22 protein-coding genes are annotated in these 22,184 nt (G+C 64.8%); 4 read left to right on the top strand and 18 right to left on the bottom strand.

The genetic code is table 11. The annotated features are described in order from the left end of the window. Positions 1–8: 8 nt before the first annotated feature. The 4 genes from CH283_RS11810 to CH283_RS11795 all read right to left on the bottom strand — a co-directional run bounded on the left by CH283_RS11810 (position 9) and on the right by CH283_RS11795 (position 4,795). The gene (locus tag CH283_RS11810) at positions 9–1,778 is read right to left on the bottom strand and encodes a glycosyl transferase (RefSeq protein WP_068054622.1); all 1,770 of its coding nucleotides are present in this window, start codon (positions 1,776–1,778) and stop codon (positions 9–11) included. A gap of 93 nt (positions 1,779–1,871) precedes the next feature. After that, a complete protein-coding gene (locus tag CH283_RS11805) occupies positions 1,872–3,062 on the bottom strand; it encodes an NAD(P)/FAD-dependent oxidoreductase (protein WP_094638923.1) in 1,191 nt (396 codons plus the stop codon). Then, positions 3,063–4,451, bottom strand: coding sequence for a cytochrome P450 (locus CH283_RS11800; RefSeq protein ID WP_094638922.1), 1,389 nt, complete (start codon positions 4,449–4,451; stop codon positions 3,063–3,065). A 23-nt stretch (positions 4,452–4,474) separates the two neighbouring features. Continuing rightward, entirely contained in the window at positions 4,475–4,795 is a 321-nt protein-coding gene (locus tag CH283_RS11795; RefSeq protein ID WP_094638988.1) for a 2Fe-2S iron-sulfur cluster-binding protein, read from the bottom strand. A 97-nt stretch (positions 4,796–4,892) separates the two neighbouring features. Between CH283_RS11795 and CH283_RS11790 the strand changes: the two genes are divergently transcribed. Then, a complete protein-coding gene (locus tag CH283_RS11790) occupies positions 4,893–5,903 on the top strand; it encodes a helix-turn-helix domain-containing protein (RefSeq protein ID WP_068054762.1) in 1,011 nt (336 codons plus the stop codon). Positions 5,904–5,925: 22 nt separating this feature from the next. Here the strand turns inward: CH283_RS11790 and CH283_RS11785 are convergent, their stop codons facing one another. Genes CH283_RS11785 through CH283_RS11775 form a run of 3 tightly spaced genes read right to left on the bottom strand, consistent with a single transcriptional unit; the run spans position 5,926 to position 10,122 of the window. Beyond that, entirely contained in the window at positions 5,926–7,887 is a 1,962-nt protein-coding gene (locus tag CH283_RS11785) for a galactan 5-O-arabinofuranosyltransferase (RefSeq protein WP_176460221.1), read from the bottom strand. Positions 7,888–7,909: 22 nt separating this feature from the next. Further along, positions 7,910–8,674, bottom strand: coding sequence for a decaprenylphospho-beta-D-erythro-pentofuranosid-2-ulose 2-reductase (locus tag CH283_RS11780; protein WP_094638921.1), 765 nt, complete (start codon positions 8,672–8,674; stop codon positions 7,910–7,912). Continuing rightward, positions 8,671–10,122, bottom strand: coding sequence for an FAD-binding oxidoreductase (locus CH283_RS11775; protein ID WP_037187223.1), 1,452 nt, complete (start codon positions 10,120–10,122; stop codon positions 8,671–8,673). The genes CH283_RS11780 and CH283_RS11775 overlap by 4 nt, the downstream gene beginning before the upstream one ends. Positions 10,123–10,169: 47 nt before the next feature. Here CH283_RS11775 and CH283_RS11770 point away from each other — a divergent pair, with 47 nt between their 5' ends. Further along, the gene (locus CH283_RS11770; RefSeq protein WP_082899055.1) at positions 10,170–10,688 is read left to right on the top strand and encodes a GtrA family protein; all 519 of its coding nucleotides are present in this window, start codon (positions 10,170–10,172) and stop codon (positions 10,686–10,688) included. 368 nt (positions 10,689–11,056) lie between these two features. On the opposite strand, the gene CH283_RS11765 is transcribed toward CH283_RS11770, so the two are convergent. Together CH283_RS11765 and rfbA are read right to left on the bottom strand one after the other, a co-directional pair. Then, a complete protein-coding gene (locus tag CH283_RS11765; RefSeq protein WP_094638920.1) occupies positions 11,057–11,641 on the bottom strand; it encodes a dTDP-4-dehydrorhamnose 3,5-epimerase family protein in 585 nt (194 codons plus the stop codon). Further along, positions 11,638–12,510, bottom strand: a complete 873-nt coding sequence (gene rfbA / locus CH283_RS11760; protein WP_068054767.1) for a glucose-1-phosphate thymidylyltransferase RfbA — start codon at positions 12,508–12,510, stop codon at positions 11,638–11,640. The genes CH283_RS11765 and rfbA overlap by 4 nt, the downstream gene beginning before the upstream one ends. A 130-nt stretch (positions 12,511–12,640) precedes the next feature. On the opposite strand from rfbA, the gene CH283_RS11755 reads away from it, so the two are divergent. Continuing rightward, positions 12,641–13,159: a maleylpyruvate isomerase family mycothiol-dependent enzyme gene (locus tag CH283_RS11755; RefSeq protein ID WP_176460220.1), complete on the top strand. Its 519-nt coding sequence runs from the start codon at positions 12,641–12,643 to the stop codon at positions 13,157–13,159. A 16-nt stretch (positions 13,160–13,175) separates the two neighbouring features. Here CH283_RS11755 and CH283_RS11750 read toward each other — a convergent pair whose 3' ends face one another. From CH283_RS11750 to CH283_RS11740, 4 genes are all read right to left on the bottom strand, one after another. Continuing rightward, on the bottom strand, positions 13,176–13,544 hold the full coding sequence (locus CH283_RS11750; RefSeq protein WP_255183188.1) for a hypothetical protein: 369 nt from the start codon (positions 13,542–13,544) through the stop codon (positions 13,176–13,178). Continuing rightward, positions 13,541–14,104 carry a hypothetical protein gene (locus tag CH283_RS28755; RefSeq protein WP_255183187.1) on the bottom strand — a complete coding sequence of 188 codons (564 nt, stop codon included), beginning with the start codon at positions 14,102–14,104 and terminating at the stop codon, positions 13,541–13,543. Before CH283_RS28755 ends, CH283_RS11750 begins: the two co-directional genes overlap by 4 nt. A 112-nt stretch (positions 14,105–14,216) precedes the next feature. Beyond that, a complete protein-coding gene (locus CH283_RS28750) occupies positions 14,217–14,747 on the bottom strand; it encodes a hypothetical protein (RefSeq protein ID WP_255183186.1) in 531 nt (176 codons plus the stop codon). After that, a complete protein-coding gene (locus tag CH283_RS11740) occupies positions 14,744–15,520 on the bottom strand; it encodes a hypothetical protein (RefSeq protein WP_141215228.1) in 777 nt (258 codons plus the stop codon). The genes CH283_RS28750 and CH283_RS11740 overlap by 4 nt, the downstream gene beginning before the upstream one ends. A gap of 88 nt (positions 15,521–15,608) precedes the next feature. Between CH283_RS11740 and rfbB the strand changes: the two genes are divergently transcribed. Beyond that, positions 15,609–16,613, top strand: a complete 1,005-nt coding sequence (gene rfbB, locus CH283_RS11735) for a dTDP-glucose 4,6-dehydratase (RefSeq protein WP_094638917.1) — start codon at positions 15,609–15,611, stop codon at positions 16,611–16,613. An 8-nt stretch (positions 16,614–16,621) separates the two neighbouring features. Here rfbB and CH283_RS11730 read toward each other — a convergent pair whose 3' ends face one another. Genes CH283_RS11730 through CH283_RS11710 form a run of 5 tightly spaced genes read right to left on the bottom strand, consistent with a single transcriptional unit; the run spans position 16,622 to position 22,152 of the window. Next, entirely contained in the window at positions 16,622–17,458 is an 837-nt protein-coding gene (locus CH283_RS11730; protein WP_094638916.1) for a glycosyltransferase family 2 protein, read from the bottom strand. Further along, complete coding sequence (locus tag CH283_RS11725; RefSeq protein ID WP_068054828.1) at positions 17,455–17,922, bottom strand: GtrA family protein; 468 nt, start codon at positions 17,920–17,922, stop codon at positions 17,455–17,457. The genes CH283_RS11730 and CH283_RS11725 overlap by 4 nt, the downstream gene beginning before the upstream one ends. After that, positions 17,919–18,860 (bottom strand): NAD-dependent epimerase/dehydratase family protein, encoded by a 942-nt coding sequence (locus CH283_RS11720; protein ID WP_094638915.1) that lies wholly within the window; start codon positions 18,858–18,860, stop codon positions 17,919–17,921. Before CH283_RS11720 ends, CH283_RS11725 begins: the two co-directional genes overlap by 4 nt. Beyond that, the gene (locus CH283_RS11715) at positions 18,857–19,885 is read right to left on the bottom strand and encodes a glycosyltransferase (protein WP_176460251.1); all 1,029 of its coding nucleotides are present in this window, start codon (positions 19,883–19,885) and stop codon (positions 18,857–18,859) included. Before CH283_RS11715 ends, CH283_RS11720 begins: the two co-directional genes overlap by 4 nt. A 14-nt stretch (positions 19,886–19,899) precedes the next feature. Then, a complete protein-coding gene (locus CH283_RS11710; RefSeq protein WP_094638914.1) occupies positions 19,900–22,152 on the bottom strand; it encodes a hypothetical protein in 2,253 nt (750 codons plus the stop codon). Positions 22,153–22,184 lie beyond the last annotated feature (32 nt).

Genomic DNA, 22,184 nt, shown 5'->3' with positions numbered 1-22,184 from the left:
CGACGATGCTAAGGGACGAGCGTCCGCACGTCCCACACCCATACGCCTCCGGTGTACCGAGGCTCCACGCCGACGAGGTCGGTGACGGTGGTCCGCAGAGCGAGAGTGTTCTTGCCCGGCGGCAGGACGACGACGTCGGCCTCCCAGAACGCCATGTCCTCGGCGGCGTCGCTGCGCTGATCGGCGGTGATCTCGGGGACGGTGCCCGAGTCGTAGACCGAGCCGAGCAGCAGCGCCGTCGGACGGTCCACGGCCCCGTACTTGGCGACCTTCTCTTCCTTGTCGCTCGGTCCGACGAAGTATCCGGCGGCCAGCTTGAAGCCCATGTCGGCGTCCATCTGCCAGCGCAGCGGGCGCGCGTCCTCGGGCCGCGGAAGGGGCACGGTGACGACGGAACCGTCGTCGACGAAGTTCTCCCACTCGCCGTCGGCGAAGAACTCCGGCGTCGGGGACTTGTCGACGGTCACCAGCGGCGTCGGGATCAGAGGTACGAGTGCGAGCGTGAGTCCGGCGATCCAGAACGCAGGCAACGGGCGAAGTCCGTTGCGGAACGTGCGATCGGTGGCCAGGACGACCAGCAGGGCCAGTGCAGGCACCGCGCCCAACGCGAAGCGGGTTTCGAGCACGGATTCGACGAGTGGGTACTCGGCCAGCTTCGTCCACGGCAGTGTGATGCCGGTGTCGTCCTTGCCGATCACCAGCGTCGCGCCGAGTGACAGCACGCTCATGACGATCGCGGTCGCGGCAGCAGCACGGGCGCAGGCGACGCGCCACATCCACACCGCTGCCACCAGGGACAGCACCAGCAGCGGCCAGCCGAAGTACGCGTTCTCCTCGGTGGCGTTGATGCGAACGTTCTGCCCCGGAGTCGCCTCGCCGCCGAGCGATTGCGTCGGGAATTGGAACAGTGCTTTGGCGTCGTTGCCCATGGCACCGTGTTCGAGGAACGAGTACGACTGCGGGCCGAAGAACTGCCACCACAGCGGAAACGCCACGAGCGTCAACGCGATGCCGGCCGAGACCGCGAGTCTGGGCACGGCATTGCGGACGGCAGGCCACAGCGAACGGGGCCTGGACACGTAGTAGACGACGGCGAAGATGGCGAACGACATCGCGAAGATGAGCAGCGGCTCTTCGCCGAGCAGGATCTGCAGCGCGACGATCAACCCGAGTCCGACGGTGTTCTTGGTGGTCCCGCCGCCGTGTGCGATGCGGGTGACCAGCATGGCGATCACCGGAAGCAGGAACAGCACCACGAAGTTGGGGTGCCCGTTGGCGTGTGAGATCGCGCCGGGCGCAAAGCCGCACAGCGCGCCGCCCATTGCCGCGGCGCCCTTGGACGCATTGAGCTGACGGGAAAACAGCCAGAACCACGCGAACGCGGTCCCCGCCAGGCCGACGGTGAGAGCGATCGCCCAGGTGACCGTCGGTCCGAAGAGCAACGTGATCGGGGCCAGGGGGATCGAGACTCCGAACATCGCCGTGTTCGCCATCAGATTCACCCCGAGCGGATAATTCTGCAGGTCGCTCCACAGTGGATTGTCCAGATGCGCGACCGAATTGGCGGCGACGGAGAAGAACCACTCCCACATCGTCTGATCCTGGCCGCTGTTGTAGAGGTAGCCGCCGCCCAGATTGCGCCACTGGCCTTGCAGGACGTAGAAGGCGGCGACCAGAAATCCGACCGCCGCAACGACGTCACCGCGCCCGACGCCGGAGTGTCGAGCCGGTGCCGTTGTCGGCTGCCGCTCGAGAACACTCTGGTCGTGGGTGGTCATCGCGTCGAGGTTACAGAAAGATCACGATGGGCGGAAACTCGAACGACCGGCGTCACACGGTGAGCGAGGTGGTGGTGCAGGGGCGTGAAGTTCTCATCCGATCAATTCCGCGAGTTCGACTGTGGAGTGCTCGGCGATTTTCTTCTTGCTGGTCATGAAATCGCGCGGACGGTTGATGCAGTCCGCGGCGATGAGTTGGCCGTCGCGGAGGTAGTAGCAGGTGAAGTCGCGATCGCGCTCCGGGTCGCCGTTGACGACGACCTCGTCGTATCCGGTGCCCAGTCCGGCGATCTGAAGCTTGAGGTCGTACTGGTCGGACCAGAACCACGGCAGCGCGGTGATGGCGGCGGACCCTCCGGTCAAAGTCGATGCCGCCACCTTCGCGTGTTCGTTTGCAGCGCAGACTCCTTCGAGGCGGACGCGCCGCGAGTAGCGGGCAACGTGGTAGGCGGCGCAATCGCCGGCAGCGACGATATCGGGATCGTCGGTGCGGGTCCGATCGTCGATGACGATTCCGTTGTCGACGGCGATCCCGGCCGCTTCGGCGAGTTCGGTGTTGGGGACGATGCCCACCCCGATGACCACCAGATCTGCCGGGAGCGTGTCTCCGCCGGCCAGCACGACCTCCCGCACACGGCTGTCTCCGCGGAACTCCTCCACGAGCGCACCCGTTCGGATCTCCACGCCCGCCTCGCGGTGGATTCGGGTGAAGAACGTCGAGACCACCGGTGCGGTCACGCGTTCCAGAACACGCTCCGCGGCCTCGACGACGGTGACGTCGAGACCCGATGCCCGGAGGGACGCTGCCGTTTCCAAACCGATGTAACCGCCACCGACGACGACTACCCGTGTTCCCGGCGTCGCGGCGTCGCGTAGCGATGCGGAGTCGGCGGCGGTCCGCAGGTAGTGGATGCCCGCCAAATCTGCTCCGGGAGTTGCCAATCGGCGAGTTCGCGCGCCGGTGCACAGGGCGAGCTTGCTGTACGACTGCGTGACTCCGGAATCGAACGTGACCGTGCGAGCCTCACGATCGATGCTGCTCACCGAACCGTCGACCAGCTCGATGTTCTGCTTGTCGTAGAAATCCGCCCCGCGGATCGCCATGGCCTCGAGCGTCGAGGTGCCGGCCAGATAGGCCTTCGACAACGGGGGACGTTGGTAGGGCAACGTCCCCTCGTCACCGATGAGAACTATCTCCCCGGCCCACTTTTCGCGTCGCAAATGTGCGGCGAGTTGAGCGCCGGCGTGGCTGGCACCGATGATCACCGCGCGCTCGGCGCTCACCTAGGCCTGCTGCTTCGGGGTGAGGCTGACCATCATCTTGGATATACCTCTCACGAAGTTGGACTGAACGTACTCGGGCTTCCCGACCACTTCGATGTTCTCGAACCGGGTCAGCAACTCCTCCCAGAGGATTCGCAGTTGCATCTCCGCGAGCCTGTTGCCCATGCACCGGTGCACGCCGAACCCGAACGCGATGTGGTTACGTGCGTTCTTGCGGTCGATGATGAAGTCGTCCGGCCGATCGAACACGCGCTCGTCACGGTTGCCGGAGGCGTACCACATGACCACCTTGTCGCCCTTGCGGATGAACTGGCCGTTCAGGATCGTGTCTTCCTTCGCGATCCTGCGCATGTAGGCCAGCGGCGTCTGCCAGCGGATGATCTCGGACACCATGCCGGGCACCAGATCGGGATTCGCCTTCAGCTTCTCGAACTGATCGGGAAACTCGTTGAGCGCCAACACTCCACCGCTCATCGAGTTACGCGTGGTGTCGTTGCCGCCGACGATGAGCAGGGTGAGATTCCCCAGGAACTCCAGCGGCCGGTCGATGAGATCCTTCGTGTCGTCGTTGGCCTGCAGCAGCGAGATCAGGTCGAAGCCGGGCTCTTCCCCTGCTGCTTTTCGAGCGGCCTTGTCGTGCCAGAGAGCGCTCAGGCCCTTGGCTGCGTCGACCATGGCGCCGAACACCTCGTCGTTGTCAGAAGGACCACCGTTGGTCTGTTCCATTGCCGTCGCCAGGTCCGACCACTCGACGAGCTTGTGTCGCTGCTCGTAGGGGAAATCGAGCAACGTCGCCAGCATCCGTGCCGTGAGTTCGACGGACACCGTGCGAACCCAGTCGAACGGCTGGTTCACGGGAAGGTCGTCGAGAACTTCCTGCACCCTGGACCGGATCAGGTCCTCCATCTCGCGGAGATTCTTCGGGGCCACCACCCCTTGGACCGCGGCGCGCTGAGCGTCGTGACGCGGGGGATCCATCGCGATGAACATCGCGATGTCCATGAAGCGCGGCGGCTTGCCGATGATGATGAACGGCTCCGCCGAGAACACCTTGTGGTTCTTGTCGACGGCGATGATGTCCGCATGCCGGGTGACCGACCAGAACGGCCCGAACGGGCTGTTCGGCTGGAAGTGCACCGGCGCTTCGTTGCGGACGCGCTCGAAGTACGACTTCCAGAGGCCTTGGCGGTACAGGAACGGGTTGCTCAGGTCGATGTCGGCGAGATCGACCTCGTCGACCGGCGGAATCGGTGTCTCGGTGAACATGACCTGGCCGTCGGTGCGGGTCACGATCCGACGCGTCTTGTCGTAGAGGTGCGCGCCGCGGATCTGCAGTTCCATCGGGATGACGGATCTCGCGGTGGTCGCGACGGTGTCGGCGATACTCATGGCTCTCTCCTCCGGTCCGCAGGTCAGATCTGGAATTCGGGCACGCGGACCGTCAAGCCGTCCCAGGATTCGCGCGCGGTCATCTGGCACGACAGCCGAGATGTCGGTTCACGCTCGGGGTTCATGGCGAGCATGTCCTCCTCGACCTCGTCGTTGGTGCCGACGACGTCGCTCCATGCGTCGTCGACGACGACGTGACAGGTTCCGCAGGCTGCCTCGCCGCCGCAGTCCCCGTCGATACCCGGGATGGCGTTGTCGACGGCAATTTGCATCAGGGATGTGCCCTCGGTCAGCGGTGCCTCGTGCTTCTCGCCGTCGTGCGTGACAAAGGTGACGTTGGCCATGGTGTTCTCCTCGCTGAGTAACTGTGTTCCAAGTCTCACTGCGATGGGCTTTCCGAACCAGGCTCGAAAGCGTCGATTTGTTGTTAATTTGGCTCACGTGAGATCAACGGAGTCCGGAGTGCCGCCGCTTGCCTTCGCGCAGCTGCTCGGTAGCGGCGCGCTGGGCGAGCGGGCCGAGGCGGCGTTCCGACGCATCCTGGTGCGTGACGGCGTCAGCATGACGGAGCTGGTCACCCGCGACGGACAGGTGCCGCTGCGGTGGTTTCGGGAGGTGTACCCGGACCTCGACCGTCAACAGGGGTTCCGGCTCGGCGCGACGTTCGCGCAATACGTGCAGCCCACGTCGTTCGGCCCTCTCAGTCTTCCGCTGATCAGTGCCGGATCGGTGGCAGAGATGGTCGAGTTGCTGGAGTTCCTCCCGCTGGTCTCGACGGCTCTCGCCGTGCACATCCTCCATACCGATCGAGGGTTGACCATCGGACTTGCCGGGCGCACGGGGGACGACGGGCTCGACAGCATTGCTGTCGCGTACGGCGGTTCGTGCCTTCTTCGTCTGATCGATATGCTCGCAGGCTTCGCGGACGCGGTCGAACTTCACCTCGATATCCCGGCCCCGGAGCGCGATACGCTCGACGACGACGAGATCCGGCGCATCGTGTTCGATGCGCCGTCACCGTTCGTCTTCGTGCCGGCGGCCATCCTCGACGAGGCATGCCGGTTCTCCGATTCGTTGTCGTATCAACTGGGGATCGCGGAACTGCAGAAGGCCGTCGACGGCCGTCGTACGAAGTCGTACACGGACACCGTGCGCGCGCTGTTCGACACCGACCGCGAGTGCACCAACAGTGCGCACTGTGCCCGGAGAATGGCCGTCTCCACCAGCACCCTCAAACGAAAACTCGGCAACGAGGGAGCCACGTTCCGTGCGCTACGTCAGGCGTTCCTTCAGGAGCGCGCGACCGTGCGTCTGCTCGACGGTTCGGTGACGGTAGGGGAGATCGCCGCCGAACTCGGCTACAGCGACGTCGCCAGCTTCTCGCATGCGTTCACGCGATGGACCGGACGCTCACCGAGGGAGTTTCGATCTCGCACCGCAGCACCGAGGTAGTGCGTTCACGGTCGACGATCGTTCAATTCGTGCGCACGACCAGCGCGAAGGGTCCGATGTCGGTGACGGTGAAGCGAGGATCCTCGAACAGTGACTGCGGGAAGGTGACGGTGTAGCGGCGCACGTTCGGGTCGTTCGGGTAGACGTCCTCGGCCAGGCGCAGGGTGTAGCCGTCGGCACCGCGGCGGAACAGGAACGCATCCGGCGCGCGCCACTGGCTGGTGTCGAGCGCGTCGACCAGCTGATCGGGCGTCTCGAGCTCGGTCCACTGCTCGATGGCGTCGGCTCGCTGATCGAACTGCGCCAGTGGGTTGGCGTAGTGCGAGGTCAGTCCTTGGAAGCCGAAGTACGGGTAGTAGCTGAGGAACGACGTGTCCGCCGTCAGCAGGACGGTTTCGTCGCGCGGACGCTGGGTCTGCTCGGTCAGGGCGGCGTCGACCTCGCGGTAGTACGAGACCGCGCTCGGCGGACGCATGTCGGCGCGGTTGCCGTCACCGTCGGTGTCGGAGTACGCGACGGTGATCTCGGTCTGCAGTACCTGGGGGATGTTCTGCGCGTAGGTCATCGCACCGATGGCTGCTACGACGACAGCGGCGATACGGAACTTCGGTGGCTCGTTGATGGCCTGATAGATCGCGTGGCTGCCCTCGAGGAAGCCGAAAACGCCTGCGCTGCCGAGCAATACGATCAGCACCGCTTCGAGGCGGAACGAGAGCAGGGTGGTGCCCGCGGCCGTGGCGGCCATGGAGAGCAGCGTCCATAGATAGATGGAGACGACGCCGACGCCCAGTGCCTGCGCTCGGCGTGAGGACGAGAACCGCACCGCCACCCACACCGTGCCGATGAGGCACAGCATGCCCATCAGGGAGAACTCGAACATCGGGAAGGGAAGTGTCGCACCGGCTTCGGGCAGATAGTGCAATGCCGTGCCCGACGTGGAGGGTGCACCACGCAGGAATTCGATCAGGTACGGCAGCCACACGGTCGCGGCGATGACGCCCGATATCGCAGCGATCGCGGCGACCTTGATCGCGATGGGAACCAGTACGTTCCAGGACTTCTTCTCGCGATAGGCGAGGACGGCGGCGAACAGCGCCATCAGTACGACGGTGAACGCCGCCAGGCCGAGATACAGCGTGTAGAACGTCGCGGCCAGACCGAGAAAGAGTCCGGTGCCGACCACCGCTCCCCATCCGCCCGATGCGGTGCGCCCCCCAGTCGGGATCAATGTCCCTTTCTTGCACTCTGACTGACTGGATGCCACATTCATCCCGGCGGGCCGGTGCAATGCTCCCCAGGCGAGGACCAGCGCGGGTGCGAAGAGCATCACGATCACGGCGCTGTATGCCTCGGGGGAGGCGTGCGCGACGACGAGTGCGGTGGTGACGGCGCTGACGGCGACGGCCCAGTCGGCTCGGATCAGCGCCTTCCACAGCACGAACGACACGACGGCAGTGACGGCGAGCAGCCCGATTGCGTACGGCTTGAACACTTCCCAGCCGTCTATGCCCAAGATGTTGCCGACGCGGCCGCCGAGCCAGAACCAGCCGGCCGGATAGAAGGGCGGAATGTCGGCGTACGTCATGTCGCGCAACGACGCCGAATCCGTCAGTCGCGTCAGGTATTCGGTACGGAACTCCTGGTCGACGGAGATGCCGAACAGGTAGAGCTTGGTTGCAGCCAGCGGCATCCCGAGGGTGACGGTGACGAATCCGCTCAGCCCGATCCACGCCGCGAGCCGAGCGACCCACGGCCACTTGTGAATCCGGTACAGGTAGATCGACGCGGCGAACAGTGCAGCGGCGGTCACCTGCCCGAGCGTCGTGATGGCGCGGGTGACATTGGACGAGTTGAACGCCGGCCACTGAACCAGTGAGAAGGCGTACAACCCGACCGTCGCCACGACCACTGCGACGAGCACACCGAGAGCGATTTCCCCGACGGCAGAGGCGGTTCTGCGAGCCGGTGCAACCTGCTGTGTCATGAAAACTGAAATGCCGTCGAGATCAGATGGGCAGCTTGCGGAAGATCGGCCGCGGCACGTGCCGCAGCACCATCATCACCAGACGCCACGGTGCGGGAGTCCAGATCAAGGGGGTGCCCTTGCGTGACGCGTTCACCGCGAGCTTCGCGATGACCTCCTTGTCGACGGTCATCGGGGCTTCCTTGACGTGCGCGCTGAACTTGGTGCGCACCATGCCCGGGCGAACGACGGTGACCCGAGGTCCGAACTCGCGCAACGCTTCTCCGAGTCCGAGGTAGAAACCGTCGAGTCCGGCCTTGGTGGAGCCGTAGACGAAGTTGGAACGACGAACCCGCTCGCCTGCCACCGAGGACATGACGATTATGCGGCCGTAGGCCTGCGCCTTCATCTTCTCGCCCAGCAGCACGCCGACCGAGACGGAGGCGGTGTAGTTGATGTTCGCGGCGAGGACGGCCTTGCGCTGGTCCTGCCAGAGCTGTTCGGCATCGAAGTCGACGGCGAAGGCGACGATGGCGACGTCGACGTCACCCTTGGCCCATGCCGCGTCGATCACCTTGGGATGCGAGGCGGTGTCGAGTGCATCGAAGTCGATGATGTCGACGGACTTCGCGCCCTTGGCGTTCAGTTGGGCAACCGCGCTCTCACGAAGCGGGTCGTTCGGCAGCGCAGCGAGGATGACACGTGCCGGAGACTTCGACAGGTACTCCTCGGTGATCGCGAGACCGATCTCGCTGGTGCCGCCCAGAACGAGAATCGTCTGGGGGTTGCCTACGGCGTCTATCGTCACAGCAGTTCCAGCCTTCTAGCCATATCGGAGGCGAAAACGCCTGTGGGGTCAACGGATCGGCGGACCTTGATCCACTCGTCGATCCGCGGGTACATCGAGTGGAAGGTCTCGGCGTCGGTGCGCGAATCCTTCGCGGTGTACAGACGACCGCCGAATTCGAGCACCCGCTTGTCGAGCTCGCGGACGAACTCGTTCAAGCCCGGCTTGATCGGGAAGTCGACGCAGATGTTCCACCCTGGAATCGGAAAGCTCAGTGGCGCTTTGTTTCCGGGCCCGAACAGCTTGAAGACGTTGAGGAACGAGTAGTGCCCGGACTTCTGGATGTCGACGATGATCTTCTTGAACTCGTCGACCGCCTCCGGCGGAACCACGAACTGGTACTGGAGAAAGCCCTTGGAGCCGTAGGCACGGTTCCACTCACCGAACATGTCCAGTGGGTGATAGAACGCCGTCAGGGACTGGACCTTGTTCCGGTAGTTGCCGGCCTTGCGGTACCAGACCTCGCCGACGGCGGAGAACGTGTACTTGTTGGCCAGGCCGTTGGGGAAGACGTCCGGGAACGTCACCAACGGCTTGGCGTTGAACCGCAGCGGGTCCTTCTGGAGTTTGGCCGGCAACTGGTCCAACGTCGCGAGCGATCCGCGGGAGAGGGCCGCGCGGCCGAGCTTGGGCGGCGGGGCGACCGCGTCGAACCAGGCACTCGAGTAGTCGTAGTTGTTCTCGCTGCCGTCGCTGTGCAGGGCGATGGTCTCGTCGAGGGTGGTGGTGACGTCGCCGTCGGCGATGAAGTAAGCCGTCTCCGTCGGCGTCATCTCGATCGTCGCGCGCAGGATGATGCCGGTCAGGCCGTTGCCGCCGACCGTCGCCCAGAAGAGCTTGGCGTTCTTGCCCGACGGCGTCAAGTGGCGGACCTGACCGTCCGCGGTCAGCAGTTCCATCGAGCGGACGTGGTTGCCGAAGCTACCCGCGCTGTGATGGTTCTTGCCGTGAATGTCGGTGCCGATGGCCCCGCCGATCGTGACCTGGCGGGTACCCGGCAGCACCGGTACCCAGAGGCCGAACGGCAGCGCGGCACGCATCAGCTGGTCGAGGTTGACGCCACCGTCGACGTCGACGATCCGCGTCGACGCGTCGATGCTGTGGATGCCGTTCAAGGCATTCATGTCGATGACCAGGCCGCCGGAGTTCTGCGCGTTGTCACCGTAGGAGCGGCCGAGGCCGCGGGCGATGACGCCGCGTCGGAGGTGGGCCGGCTTGGAGTCGTTCTGCTCGGCGACCTGCTTGACCGCGTTCGCGATGAGCTCGGGGTCGGAGGTCGAGAGCACCTCTCCGGTGGAGGGAGCGGTGCGGCCCCAACCGGTGAGTGTGCGGGTCTGCGTGGGTAGCGGCGCAGTGTTCCCGGCCTGTGGTTCCAGGGGGAAGAGTGCGTCGTCGGCTGTCGTGGACATCGCTCAAGAGGGTACCCGCACCGCAGCAGCGGCTAGTGTCAGTCCTCGTGTCCACCCCCGACCGCTCCGCAGAAGAAGGCTCCACGGGCGACGACTGGTCGCCCGAGAACGACGAGTTGCAGCATCACGTCCCGCTACCCGTCGAGTTGCCGCTGACCGAGAACATCGCCGACGCGGCCCTCGATCTCAAGACGCAGGTGGTGCGTTTCTTGGCGACCGGTGTGCTGTCGGCCATCGTCGACCAGGGCGTCAACCTGATCCTGCACTTCGTGTTCGGCGTCGGTGTGACCCTCGCCAAGGCCATCGGCTTCGTACTCGGAACGACGACGGCCTACCTGATCAATCGTCGATGGACGTTCAACGCGGCCCCGTCACGGGCCCGGTTCTTCGCCGTCGTCGCGCTGTACGGAGTCACCTTCGCCGTCCAGGTGGGCATCTACACCTGGCTCTACCAGGCTCTTCCCGACGGCTTCTGGTACGCCAACGTGGCCTTCGTCATCGCGCAGGGCACGGCGACGGTCATCAACTTCCTCGTCCAGCGATTCGTGATCTTCAAAATCCGCTGAGTCGCGGGGTTCGCCGGCGCGGGTTCGCCAGCGCGGGTTCGCCCCGTGTGGTTCGCAAACGCGCGCGCACTTGCCAAATGCGCGCATTCTCGTCAGCGGTCAGGGGCGATTTTGCGCGCGTCTGAAGAATGCGAGCGCGTTTGCCCACATCTGGCGTCGTCGCCTCGTCCCGCCGCTCAGGAGAAGTTCGGCAGGTCTCTGCGTTCGAGGGCGTCGGCGAGGGTGGGTGCGGCTTTGACTTTGCCGCGGGTTCGCAAACGCGCGCGCATTTGCCAAACGCGCGCATTCTCGTCAACGGTCAGGGGCGATTCTGCGCGCGTCTGGCGAATGCGAGCGCGTTTGCCCGGATCTGGTGGCGTCGCCGCCGCTCACGAGAAGTTCGGCAGGTCTCCGTTTTCGAGGGCTTGGGCGAGGGTGGGGGCGGCCTTGTCCTTGTCGGAGAGTTCGTAGGTCAGGGGTGTGCCGTCGCGGGCGGTGGTGGGCCAGTCGATGCCCAGGGCGGGGTCGAGTGGGTTGATGTCGCGGTCCAAGGCCGGGGTGTATTCGAGGGAGCACAGGTACATGACGGTCGAGTTGTCTTCCAGGGACAAGATGGCGTGGCCGAGTCCTTCGGACAGGAACACTGCTTTGCGGTCGATGTCGTCGATCAGCACCGAGTCCCACTGCCCGAACGTCGGTGATCCGACGCGCAGGTCGACGATGACATCGAGGAAGGCTCCGCGGGCGCAGGTGACGTATTTCGCCTGCCCGGGTGGGTTGGTGGTGAAGTGGATCCCGCGTAGGACCCCGGCGGCGGAGATCGAGCAGTTCGCCTGCAGCAGCTCCAACGACCGCCCGGTGGTGGCCTCGAACGCCGACGCTTTGAACCACTCGAAGAACACGCCGCGGTCGTCGCCGAACTGGCGTGGGGTGTACTCGTAGGCACCGGATATTTTCAGTTCACGAAAGGTCATCGGTTCCCTCGGTCGATCAATTCCAGCAGGTAGCGGCCGTACCCGGACTTGACGAGCGTCTCGGCGCGCACGCGCAGTTCGTCGTCGGTGATGAATCCTCGTCGCCAGGCCACTTCTTCGGGTGATCCGATCTTGAGGCCCTGGCGTTGTTCGATGGTGCGCACGTAGTTGGAGGCGTCGAGCAGGGAGTCGAAGGTGCCGGTGTCGAGCCAGGCGGTCCCGCGAGGCAGGACTTCGACGTGGAGGCGGCCGGCCTCCAAGTAGTGGCGGTTGACGTCGGTGATCTCGTATTCCCCACGGGCGGACGGGGTGAGGTCGCGGGCGATGGCGATGACGTCGTTGTCGTAGAAGTACAGGCCGGGGACGGCGTAGTTCGATTTCGGGGCGGCGGGTTTTTCTTCCAACGAGATGGCTTTGCGGTCGGCGTCGAATTCGATGACCCCGTAGGCGGTGGGGTCGGAGACCTCGTAGGCGAACACGGCTCCGCCGTCGATGTGATCGAACCGCGACAGTTGGGTGCCCAGGCCGGGGCCGTAGAAGATGTTGTCGCCCAACACCAATGCCGCGGAGTCGGTGCCGATGTGCTCGGCACCCAGGACGAAGGCTTGGGCGAGACCGTTCGGCTCGTGTTGGACCTTGTAGGTCAGTGAGATGCCGAACTGGGAGCCGTCACCGAGGAGGCGGGTGAATTGGTCGGCGTCCTGGGGTGTGGTGATGATGAGGATCTCGCGGATCCCGGCCAGGATCAGTGTCGAGAGCGGGTAGTAGATCATCGGTTTGTCGTAGACCGGGACCAGCTGCTTGCTGACACCCATCGTGATCGGATGAAGACGCGAGCCCGTGCCGCCCGCCAGAATGATTCCCCGCATGACCGCGAAGTCTTCCAGACCCTCGGATCACCCGCTCGCTTGTGCCTGCCCCGTTTCTGCTGCGTGAGCTCCGAGGTGCACCTACGCTCGCCGCATACCCAGCCTTCCGAGAGAGCCGAGGACAAGCCACGTGACGACAACGCACCAGATCTCCACCGGTATCGATCAGGTCACCGCTCTGCTCTCCACAGTGACCGAAGCCGAACGCGCATCGGCCACGCCCTGCACCGAGTGGACCGTCGCCGAGCTGACGGACCACCTGGTGAACACCGCGGCCAACTTGGTGACCATGGCTCGGGGCGGCGAGATCGATTGGTCGGCGTCGCCAGAACCGTCGTCGGATCCGATTCCGCTGTGGAAGGAGAGGGCTCGCGAACTGCTGGCCGAGATCGATGCAGGTTCACCATTGCCGCTCGGCATGGTGGCTGCGGAACTCTCGGTGCACGCGTGGGATCTCGCGACCGCACTCGGGCGCGGCACGGACGATCTCGACCAGACGGTGGCGGAGGAGGGGATGGTGTTCATGTCGGCCAACATGACCGACGAACGGCGAGGCGGTGCTTTCGATCCTGAGCAGCCGGCACCCGACGGCGCAAACGCGTACGAGCGGTTGGCGGCCTTCGCCGGACGCACTGTCCGAGGGTCCTGACAGTTCCAGCGGCCGATCACTCCCACGGGATTCGGTACGGCGAAGTTCCGGTCTCGGCGATCGGAGTCGGCCATTCGGCCGGCCACAGGATCTGCGGATCGGCCTTGAGCCTTTCGACTTCCGGTGGCACCGGAGTTGCGTCCACCTCGACACGTTCCCAACTGCATTCACCCGACGCGACGCGGGTCGCGTAGTGGATCAGGTCGGCCGATGCCCGGCGTGAGGACGCCAGGCGGGCCAGCAGTTCCGCTGTGACGTATCGGGTTCCCGCCGGAGCTTTCAGATCGGTGTTCAGGGCCCGCGTGCGCGCGGCCTCGAGCTCACCGCAGGATGTCATCAGACGGTCGTACGCGGCTCGGGCGTGTGGAGGCAGTGACTGGATCATGCGTCCCGCCAGGGTTCGTCGCCGGTGCCAACGGAGAAGTCCTCGTCCGGAGTGTCGAGGACCGGTCGGATATCCGCGATCTTTCCCGCTTCGACGGACTGCTTGCCGTAGTCGAGGAAGTCGTTCAATGGGCGTAACGTGTCGTCGATCTTCTTGCCCACCTGGCTCTCGGGATCGCCGAGCGCGTCGAGGAACGCGCCGAAGTCATCGACCACCTGCTCGATCTTCGCAATGAGTTCCTTGGTCAGATCCATTGCTGTCCAGCAGATTTCGATGATACTTTCGACCTGCCAGGCCGTGCCCACCATCGGTACCTTCTTGATCATGACCTTCAACGCACCGCGGGCGTTGTCGACGGCGACCTCCAACTCGAGAAGTTCGACGATTTTCCGAACCACTGCCAGCGCAGCGTCACGGAGTTGTTCGGATATCACTGCACAGACCGCGGAAATCGTGCGGCCTGCGGGCCCCTCCCATCGCATTGCGGCCAGTTGTCGGTCGGCGTAATCGGTGAATGCCTGTGCGGCAGCGCCGTTCCAGTAGGCGTCTACGCGCCCCACACCTGCCGGAACGACTCCGACGCGGCTTCCATGGCGTCGCCTGCGATCTGATATGCGTGGCCGATTCTCCTGATTTCGTTTCAGTTGCCGGTGATCGGCATTGTCGCCTCGTTCAGGGGGCTCCACCCGCAGAGTTCGAAAATCGTTGTGTCGATCTCTCCGAGCCAGCCCGCGGCATCGTCGAGTAACTCTCGGACTTCGTCGACGACGGGATTCGGCGCGGGATAGTCGATCCCGTGGGCCGTCCGTAATCGGCTGCCTCGTCGAATTCGTCCACGTGGCCGACGGCGGCACGATCCGAGCTGCCACGATCGATGCCCGGTAGTGGCGGCGCGCTTGTGTGAGCGTTCAGCAGGTCATAGTTTCGCTGATCCTGATCGGCATACAGCCATGCCGCTCTGTTGAGTTCTGCACCCATTTCCCCGCAGTTGGCGGACAGGTGAACCTGCCGAGTGCGTGTCATCTCCTGAAACCGTGCGAGGTACGGCTGAAGTCGTTTCAGAATCTGCCCAACCACGTTCTCGCTCAGGCCCGCCTGATCGAGCAGATAACGATGACTGGCCAGAGTGTCGCCGCCGATGCGATCGAGAAGATGTCCGAGGCCGGCTATTTCCGAGGATCTGGCGATCAGCGGTTCGGTCATTGCGTCGCGGTCCTTCTCAGTGACGAGATGAGGCCGTCGACGTCCTCATCGGAGAGTGCGTTCTCGACATCACGGTCGGCAAGTACGACGAAGACCGCGACCTCTGCCGTGGCGAAACCGGTAGTGGTGACAACGTCGAATGTGGCGCGGGGAGGAGGGCAGTACGGCGAATCCGGTATGTCTTCCACCAGGGCTGTGTAGCGGACAGCCGGGACTCCGTCGACCTGTAGATACTCGGGGTCGCTGATCTGAACAGTGGGTGCCAGTGAACCGTCTCGGTTGGTGAAGATCATCGACGCCTTCTGCGCTTCTTGATAGGCGAGGACAGTCAAGTCCCCGGCACGTCGACCGGTCATTCCGCTGATCGCCGAAGACTCGAACTCACCCCCCTCGCAATCGAATCGACCGTGGAGGCCCATTGCGCCGTACGTTGCGGTCGACCCGTCCTCGCCGACCCACTCCGAGAAACCGTCGTTCCAATTTTCCCAGTCCGCAGGAATATCGTAGGTCCAGCCGAATTTGGTGGCGATGGGCTGCGGTTGGCCGTCGGGCACCTCGATCTTCGGTGGCGGCCGGTTCATGGACGGAAACCCCGGCGGCATTGGTGGCGGGGCTGTCGTCGAGCCCCTGGGTTCCGGCGACACCGGCGGCAGAGTCTGTACCCCCTCGTACGGCTCGGGCACCTGCGGTGCCAGCTGCGGGATTACCCACATGATTCCGAACAGCAGTGCCACCGATGCCGCGAGACGCAGCAGTATGTATCGAAGACGCATCGTCACTCCCCCCGAAGTCGAAGAGAAGCTAGCACGCGCGCCCGACAAGAACGGCCGTCGCCGACCAGCACCGGTAAAGTGCCGGTACATGAGAATTCTCGTCACGGGTGGGGCCGGGTTCATCGGCGCGAACTTCGTACATCAGACCCTCGCGCAGCGCCCCGACTCCCAGGTCACCGTGCTCGACAAGCTCACCTACGCCGGCAACAAGGCCTCCCTCGACCCGGTGGCGGATCGCATCGAGTTCGTGCACGGCGACATCGCCGACGCCGATCTCGTGGACCGCCTCGTCCGCGAGACCGATCTGGTCGTCCACTTCGCCGCCGAATCCCACAACGACAACTCGTTGACCGATCCGTGGCCGTTCGTGCACACCAACGTCATCGGCACCACCACCTTGCTCAACGCGGTCCGCGAGCACGACGTCCGCTACCACCACATCTCCACCGACGAGGTCTATGGCGACCTCGAACTCGACGACCCGGCACGGTTCACCGAATCGACCCCGTACAACCCGTCGAGCCCGTACTCCTCCACCAAGGCCTCGAGCGACCTGTTGGTGCGCGCCTGGACCCGATCGTTCGGCGTCCGCTCCACCATCTCCAACTGCTCGAACAACTACGGCCCGTACCAACACGTGGAGAAGTTCATCCCACGCCAGATCACCAACATCCTCAGCGGCTCCCGGCCCAAGCTCTACGGGGCAGGGCAGAACGTGCGCGACTGGATCCACGTCGACGACCACAACAGCGCCGTCTGGGCCATCATCGACGGCGGCCGCATCGGCGAGACCTACCTCATCGGAGCCGACGGCGAAGCGAACAACCGCACCGTCCTCGAAGCGATCCTCGAAGAGACCGGCAACCCATCCGACGCGTTCGATTTCGTCACCGACCGCCCTGGCCACGATCTGCGCTACGCCATCGACTCGACCAAGCTGCGTACCGAATTGGGTTGGACGCCAACGTATGTCGACTTCCGGGCGGGCTTGAAAGCGACCATCGACTGGTACCGCGAGAACGAGCAGTGGTGGCGGCCGCAGAAGGACGCCACCGAGGCGGTCTACGCGGCGAAAGAATCCGTACTGCCCTGAAGCCGGAACTAACTACTGCGTGACATTCGATGGCGCAGTAGTAGGTACACCGCGCGACGCATGAACGACGTCATCAGAGCCTTGGCATTACCGATGCGAACGTCGTTGTCGGACAGCAGTGTCGGGTCGCTTGCTTGCAGGGAGCGATGGAAGTCCGCGGCCTGACGTGCCTGCTGTGTCGCCAGTTCCACGCTCCACTGTCCCGAGTTGATTCGGAACGACGCCAGTGGTTGCGGAATTGCCACGATGTCGCCTCGTAGCGCAACCGCGATGAAGGTGGCCTGGTCGATCAGGTAGGGATGGCTGTTGTCCCACAACCCGATCTCGCGGAGTTCCGACAGCTTCATCATGACGCCGCCGGGTTCGCCGAAGATGTTGGCACCGGCCCGAACTGCGGTTCTGGCGGCGACTCGGCCCGATACCGTTCCGTGCAGTCCACCGAGCCCGCGGGCGGCGATGACCGTCTTGCCGTAGGCGTCGATCAGCGTCCGCTGTGCGGCGACCAGAACGGCAGACGGGTTGTCGTCGAACGCCCGCACCTGAGTGTCCAGCGCGGTGGGCGCGATGGTGTCGTCACCGCAGACGAGCTTGATCAGCTCGCCCGTGGCTTCCTCGGTGACGCGGTTCCAGTTGGCCTGCGCTCCGCCGCCGGCCGGGGTGGTCAGGAGGCGGATCCGTGGGTCGTCGAACTTCTGCGCGACGGCGAGGGTTCCGTCGGTCGACGAATGATCGGCGATGACCAGTTCGAAGTCCGTGAACGTCTGGGCAAGAATCGAATCGATGGTCTCGGCCAGATACTCGGCGTTGTTGTACGCCGGGACGACTACGGAAACACGGGGCGTCATGATGTGGGGGCCTGGCTCTTTCTGCGGAACGAGAAGTCGCGGTAGCCGAAGAAGCTGACGACTGCCATCACGGCTGTGACGACCAATTGTGAAGGGATGGGCGGGAAGTGGAAGACGGACACGGCGATCGTCATCAGGGAGATGTTGGCGACGAACGCGCCGAAGTTCACGACGAAGAACCGCAGCAGATCGCGTAGGAAGTGACCCCGCACGCGGAACACCAGGTAGCGGTACATCGCGAACGCGCACAGCACGTTGCAGAGATAGCCGAGCACGATCGCGGCGTGGTATCCGTACTGCTCGCCGATCAGCAACTGCCACAGGATGAACCACGCGGTACCCAATGCGGTGTTGACGCCGCCGACGAGCAGGAACGCGATCTTCTGATTCTTGACGATGCGCATCAGCGGCCCCGGCGCACCGTTCATGCCCGCCGGGGGAGCAGGAGTCTGTGGTTCGGTCATCGACCCACCGCCAGTGCTTGACGCGTCGCGAACAGGGTGGACGCAATACCTGCCGGCAATGTTCGGTGCGTTCGGCGATCGATCTGTGGCCAGACCGTCGACCGCAGCCGTAGATCGCGACCCTGGAACACCGCCAATGGGGACGCCGCCAACACCACGTTCGGTCGACGGCGAAACACCGTCCGGCAGGCTCCGAGAATCGAGCCGATGGTCACGGCCTCACCGGAGGCGAAGATCTTGATCGTCGGCGATATTCGTTGCGTGGCCGACATGGCAAGGGTGTCGGCGACCATCTCGGCCGCGTCGGTCACGTAGAGGTAGTCGCGCAACGTGTCCATCGGGACGTAGATGGAGACGGGGGAGGCCATGAGGTATCCCCGGCACAGGTGCGAGATCAGGCCCTGTGGTTTCGCGAGGTTCTGCCCCGGCCCGTATAGGTTCGCGAACCGGCCGATGGCCACGTTGATTCCGGAGCGTTCACCGAACTCGGTCGCGATGGCCTCGGACTGCAGCTTGGCAAAACCGTAGTCGCCCAACGGAACCGGGTTCGTTCCCTCGTGATGCGGGGCTCCGGTCGCGCCGGCGTAGACACCTCCGGCGGACGAGGCGAGGAACACGGTTCCGGTGCCCGCGCGGTCGGCGGCGACAGCCTCGATGTGCGCCAGGACGGTGCGGATCAGACCGTTCTCTTCGGCGAACTGTGCTGCACTGGTTCCGTTCACGCCCGCGCCCGCGGCCCAGATCACGTTCCAGGTATCGTCGGCGAAGGAATCGAAGAACTCCGAACAGCGTTGTAGCAGAGCCTGTTCGGCGGACACCGTGTCCGACCACGGGATGGTGCTGGTGTGCACTCGATGCCCGCGACGACCGGCCTCCCGGGTCACCGCAGCGCCGAGCAGCCCGCCGCTGCCGACGATCCACGTGTGCGTCGCGGTCACGCCGGCGGTGGGGGTTCGGTCGATGGCGCGGTGCGTCCGAGCGGGCCGTTTCCCGGGTCGGTGACTATCAGGTACGGCGGCTTGCCCATGGCGGTCTTGACGTTGACGCCCACGTACTCGGCCACCACACCGAGAGAGAACAGTGTTGCCCCGAAGCCGAACAACAGGATCACCATCGTCGATGCCCAGCCTCGCACCTCGGCGCCCGAATCGAAGACGAAGTACGACACCAGCACGTACGCCACCAGAATGAGGCCGAGTACCGCGAAAGCGATGCCGATGAAGCTGACCAGTCGCAGGCCCTTGGTGCCGCTCGAGAGCACCATCCGCCAGAAGTGCGAGAGCAAGGTGCGCAGTCGGTAGCCCGATCGACGGTCCACCTCTTCGCGCAACGCCACCGGGCTGGTCGTGACGTCGCCTGCGATCCAGCCGAGTGCGATGTCCAGGTATGCCTCGGAACCGGCGTAGGCGGCGACCGAGCGACCGACTTCACCGAGCACCAGGCGGTAGCTCTGGTAATCGATGGTGTTGTCCCCGGCCAGCGCCTTGGCGATCAGCCACTTCGAACCCTTGGAGGCTGCGTTGCGCCACATCCCGTGCGGTGCGACGTTGGTGGGCTTGGCGTAGACGACGGTGGACTGCTGGTCGAGGGCCGTATCCAGCATGCCGCCGATCGCCGCCGGATCGTGCTGTCCGTCCTCGTCCATCGTGACGATCCACTCGCCGCCGCTCGAGGCCATGCCGGCGAGGGTGGCGGGATGCTGACCGAAATTTCGGCTCAGCCACACCCCGCGAACGAACGTGTGCGCGGCTGTGAGCTGGCGAATCACCGCGGCAGAGTTGTCGGGTCCGTGATCGAAGACGAGCAGAACTTCCTCGACGATCATCGGCCGCCCGAGGGGAGTATGCGTCACCTGCGTCAGCGGAAGGATCTCGTCCATCAACGCGCTGAGCGTCCGTTCGCCCTGGTAGACCGGTACCACGATGGAGATGCGGTGCGGATCAGCGGCAGAGTCGTCGGACATCACGAGGTCTGAGCCTAACCGCTTTCGGGCTCTCCACCGAACTCCGGCGCAGAGGAGATTCTGCGTCGTCGCACATCGAGCACCACCAGGCCGACCAGCACCATCACTCCGCCGGCCATCGCGGCCAGTCCGAGTCGTTCGCCGGGCGGTCGGAAGGTGATCTGCAGGTCCGCGTTCTCGGTGCCGGGCGGCAGGTCGACGTAGAGGAAGATGTCGGCCAGCCCCTTCGTCTGCAGCTCCTCACCGTTCAGCGTCGCGGTGTAGCCGGGCCAGGCCAGACGCGAGAACACGACGCTGCCACCGTTGGGTGCGCTGACGTCGACGTGCTCCGAGTCCGCATCGGACGATCGGGGTTCGGCCGTGGCGTTCACGGTCGCGACGACGCGTCCCGACGACGCGGGAATCAATCCGTCGACGCGTTCGAGGACGTAGATCTGGCGAGCGGAGTCGGGCGTGGGAGCGGTCACCCACATCCAGCCTGCGGGTGCGGGCCGGGAGTTCGCGAGCGGATACTGGTTCTTCTGCAGCACGATTCGATCGAGTTGCATCAGGTCGGCGTACGTCTTGCCGGTGTACGGCTCGATCTCGAACACGCGCCGGAAGGCGTCCGTGCAGGTCGATCCCTCGTGCTCGAAGCACAGCAGGTTGGCGAAGTCGAGATAGCCGACGGGGGTGTACGCGTTGACGTAGTCCAGGCCCATGATCTTGGCGGAGTTGCCGTACACCTGGGAGTGCCAGGGCAGCCGGGTGTCGTCGGGTCCGTCGGCTGCGGTTTCGGTGAGCGCACGGCTACCGAGTTGCAGAGTCGCGCCCTGCCACTGTGGGAACTCGGCCTTGGCCTCGGATTGGGACGTGGGCAGCCACCACTTGGCGAAGGGCGGATCGTACGTGGCCACCTGGTACATCGCGACCGGCGCGATGGTGACCAGGAGCAGCGCCGCAGTTGCCCGGGTGGAGAAGCGGTGGGCCAGCAGCAGAGCGAGCGCGCCGACGAGCAGGATCACCAGCGCAGCGAGGACGTGGCGACCGAAGAATTCCGGACCCGACGAGCCGGCGCGAAGCAGCAGTACCAGCGTCAGCAGGCCGGCCGCGAGCAGCCGTGGCCGCAGCTTGTCCAGAGTTCCGTACCGGCTGATCAGAGTGACCACGAGAATCAGTGCGACGAGGGCGACGAACGGCAGAATGCGGGCGGGCCAGCGGATCGGCCCGATGTCGCTGGGACCTGCGGTGAAGATCAAGGCGAACGCCAGCATGATCAATGGTGCCGCCAGCTCGCGCAGAGCCGCGGGCACCCGGCGCCACGCGATGAACGCCAGCGCGGGGACCACGAACCACGCGATGTAGGTGACCGGCGATTCGGTGGTCTCGCCCGCCCAGGATTCGATGCTCGTCACGGCGGTCGGGATGCTCGCGGTGAGCGATTCCGACCACGGTGCCGTCAGGAAGTTGTCGTTGAACGTGCCCTCGTCACCGCTGCGCCAGGTGACCGCGGACGTGAGCACTCCGGGCAGGAAGGTGACGGCGCCGCAGGCCGCGGCAGCGATACCTACCGCGCACACCTTCAGTGCCGGACGCCACAGCCGCTGGAACAGTCGTTCGCCGATGGCGACGGATCCGATCATCACTCCGGCCATCACCGCGGCGTGGACGTATCCCACGCTGATGGCGAGGTAGAGGAAGGCGAACGGCACGATCGGACCGCTGCGACCGCGGGCGTAGGACACCGAGCTCGCCCAGGCGTTCATGATCCACGCGGTGCCCATCAGCGCGGTCACCCACGAGGTGTTCTCGAAGAAGAGTGTGAAACCGACGAACGGCGCGCTCGCGCCCGCTACTGCAGCCCAGTTGGCTCGCGCTCCGTAGGCCAGGGCGACTCGAAATACGCCCCAGGCCAACAGAATCGAGAAGCCCAGTTTGACGACCGTTGCCAGCAGTGCCAGGTTGTCGATCGACGGCGAGATGTAGTTGATCGCCATCTGCACGGGATTCCACAGGCCGCCCTGGCCTTCGACCGGGTAGTTGCCGGCCATCCACTGATCGAGCACCAGCGAGGGGAATTGCCCGTCGCGCATGATGCGTCCGAGTTGGAGCCAGTTGGGGACGGCACCCGATTCGGTGTCGTCGATGTAGAAGAAGCGGGGATCGACGCTGAGCACCAGGAGATAGCCGAGGACCACCACTGCACCGACCGCTGCTCCCCACGCGAGGCGCTCTCTCCTGCTGTCGGGCAGGGCGGCGCGCGCGATGTGGGTATCCGTGGGGGTCAAGGGTCAACTCCGTGAGTTCGGGCAAAGACACT

The organism is Rhodococcus sp. 05-2254-2, from assembly GCF_002259095.1.
Lineage (GTDB): Bacteria > Actinomycetota > Actinomycetes > Mycobacteriales > Mycobacteriaceae > Rhodococcoides.
The sequence above is the reverse complement of the archived record's forward strand: the minus strand, read 5'-3'. Positions and strand labels throughout refer to the sequence as shown.

Coding starts and splice junctions, on each gene's coding strand:
- CH283_RS11800 (WP_094638922.1), bottom strand. CDS start 4,451: ATGAGTATCGCCGACACCGTCGCGACCACCGCGAGATCCGTCATCCCG.
- CH283_RS11740 (WP_141215228.1), bottom strand. CDS start 15,520: ATGCGTCTTCGATACATACTGCTGCGTCTCGCGGCATCGGTGGCACTG.
- CH283_RS11775 (WP_037187223.1), bottom strand. CDS start 10,122: ATGTCCACGACAGCCGACGACGCACTCTTCCCCCTGGAACCACAGGCC.
- CH283_RS11795 (WP_094638988.1), bottom strand. CDS start 4,795: ATGGCCAACGTCACCTTTGTCACGCACGACGGCGAGAAGCACGAGGCA.
- CH283_RS28750 (WP_255183186.1), bottom strand. CDS start 14,747: ATGACCGAACCGCTGATCGCCAGATCCTCGGAAATAGCCGGCCTCGGA.
- CH283_RS11715 (WP_176460251.1), bottom strand. CDS start 19,885: ATGTCCGACGACTCTGCCGCTGATCCGCACCGCATCTCCATCGTGGTA.
- CH283_RS11750 (WP_255183188.1), bottom strand. CDS start 13,544: ATGATCCAGTCACTGCCTCCACACGCCCGAGCCGCGTACGACCGTCTG.
- CH283_RS11725 (WP_068054828.1), bottom strand. CDS start 17,922: ATGACCGAACCACAGACTCCTGCTCCCCCGGCGGGCATGAACGGTGCG.
- CH283_RS11765 (WP_094638920.1), bottom strand. CDS start 11,641: ATGACCTTTCGTGAACTGAAAATATCCGGTGCCTACGAGTACACCCCA.
- CH283_RS11785 (WP_176460221.1), bottom strand. CDS start 7,887: ATGACACAGCAGGTTGCACCGGCTCGCAGAACCGCCTCTGCCGTCGGG.
- CH283_RS11730 (WP_094638916.1), bottom strand. CDS start 17,458: ATGACGCCCCGTGTTTCCGTAGTCGTCCCGGCGTACAACAACGCCGAG.
- CH283_RS11810 (WP_068054622.1), bottom strand. CDS start 1,778: ATGACCACCCACGACCAGAGTGTTCTCGAGCGGCAGCCGACAACGGCA.
- rfbA (WP_068054767.1), bottom strand. CDS start 12,510: ATGCGGGGAATCATTCTGGCGGGCGGCACGGGCTCGCGTCTTCATCCG.
- rfbB (WP_094638917.1), top strand. CDS start 15,609: ATGAGAATTCTCGTCACGGGTGGGGCCGGGTTCATCGGCGCGAACTTC.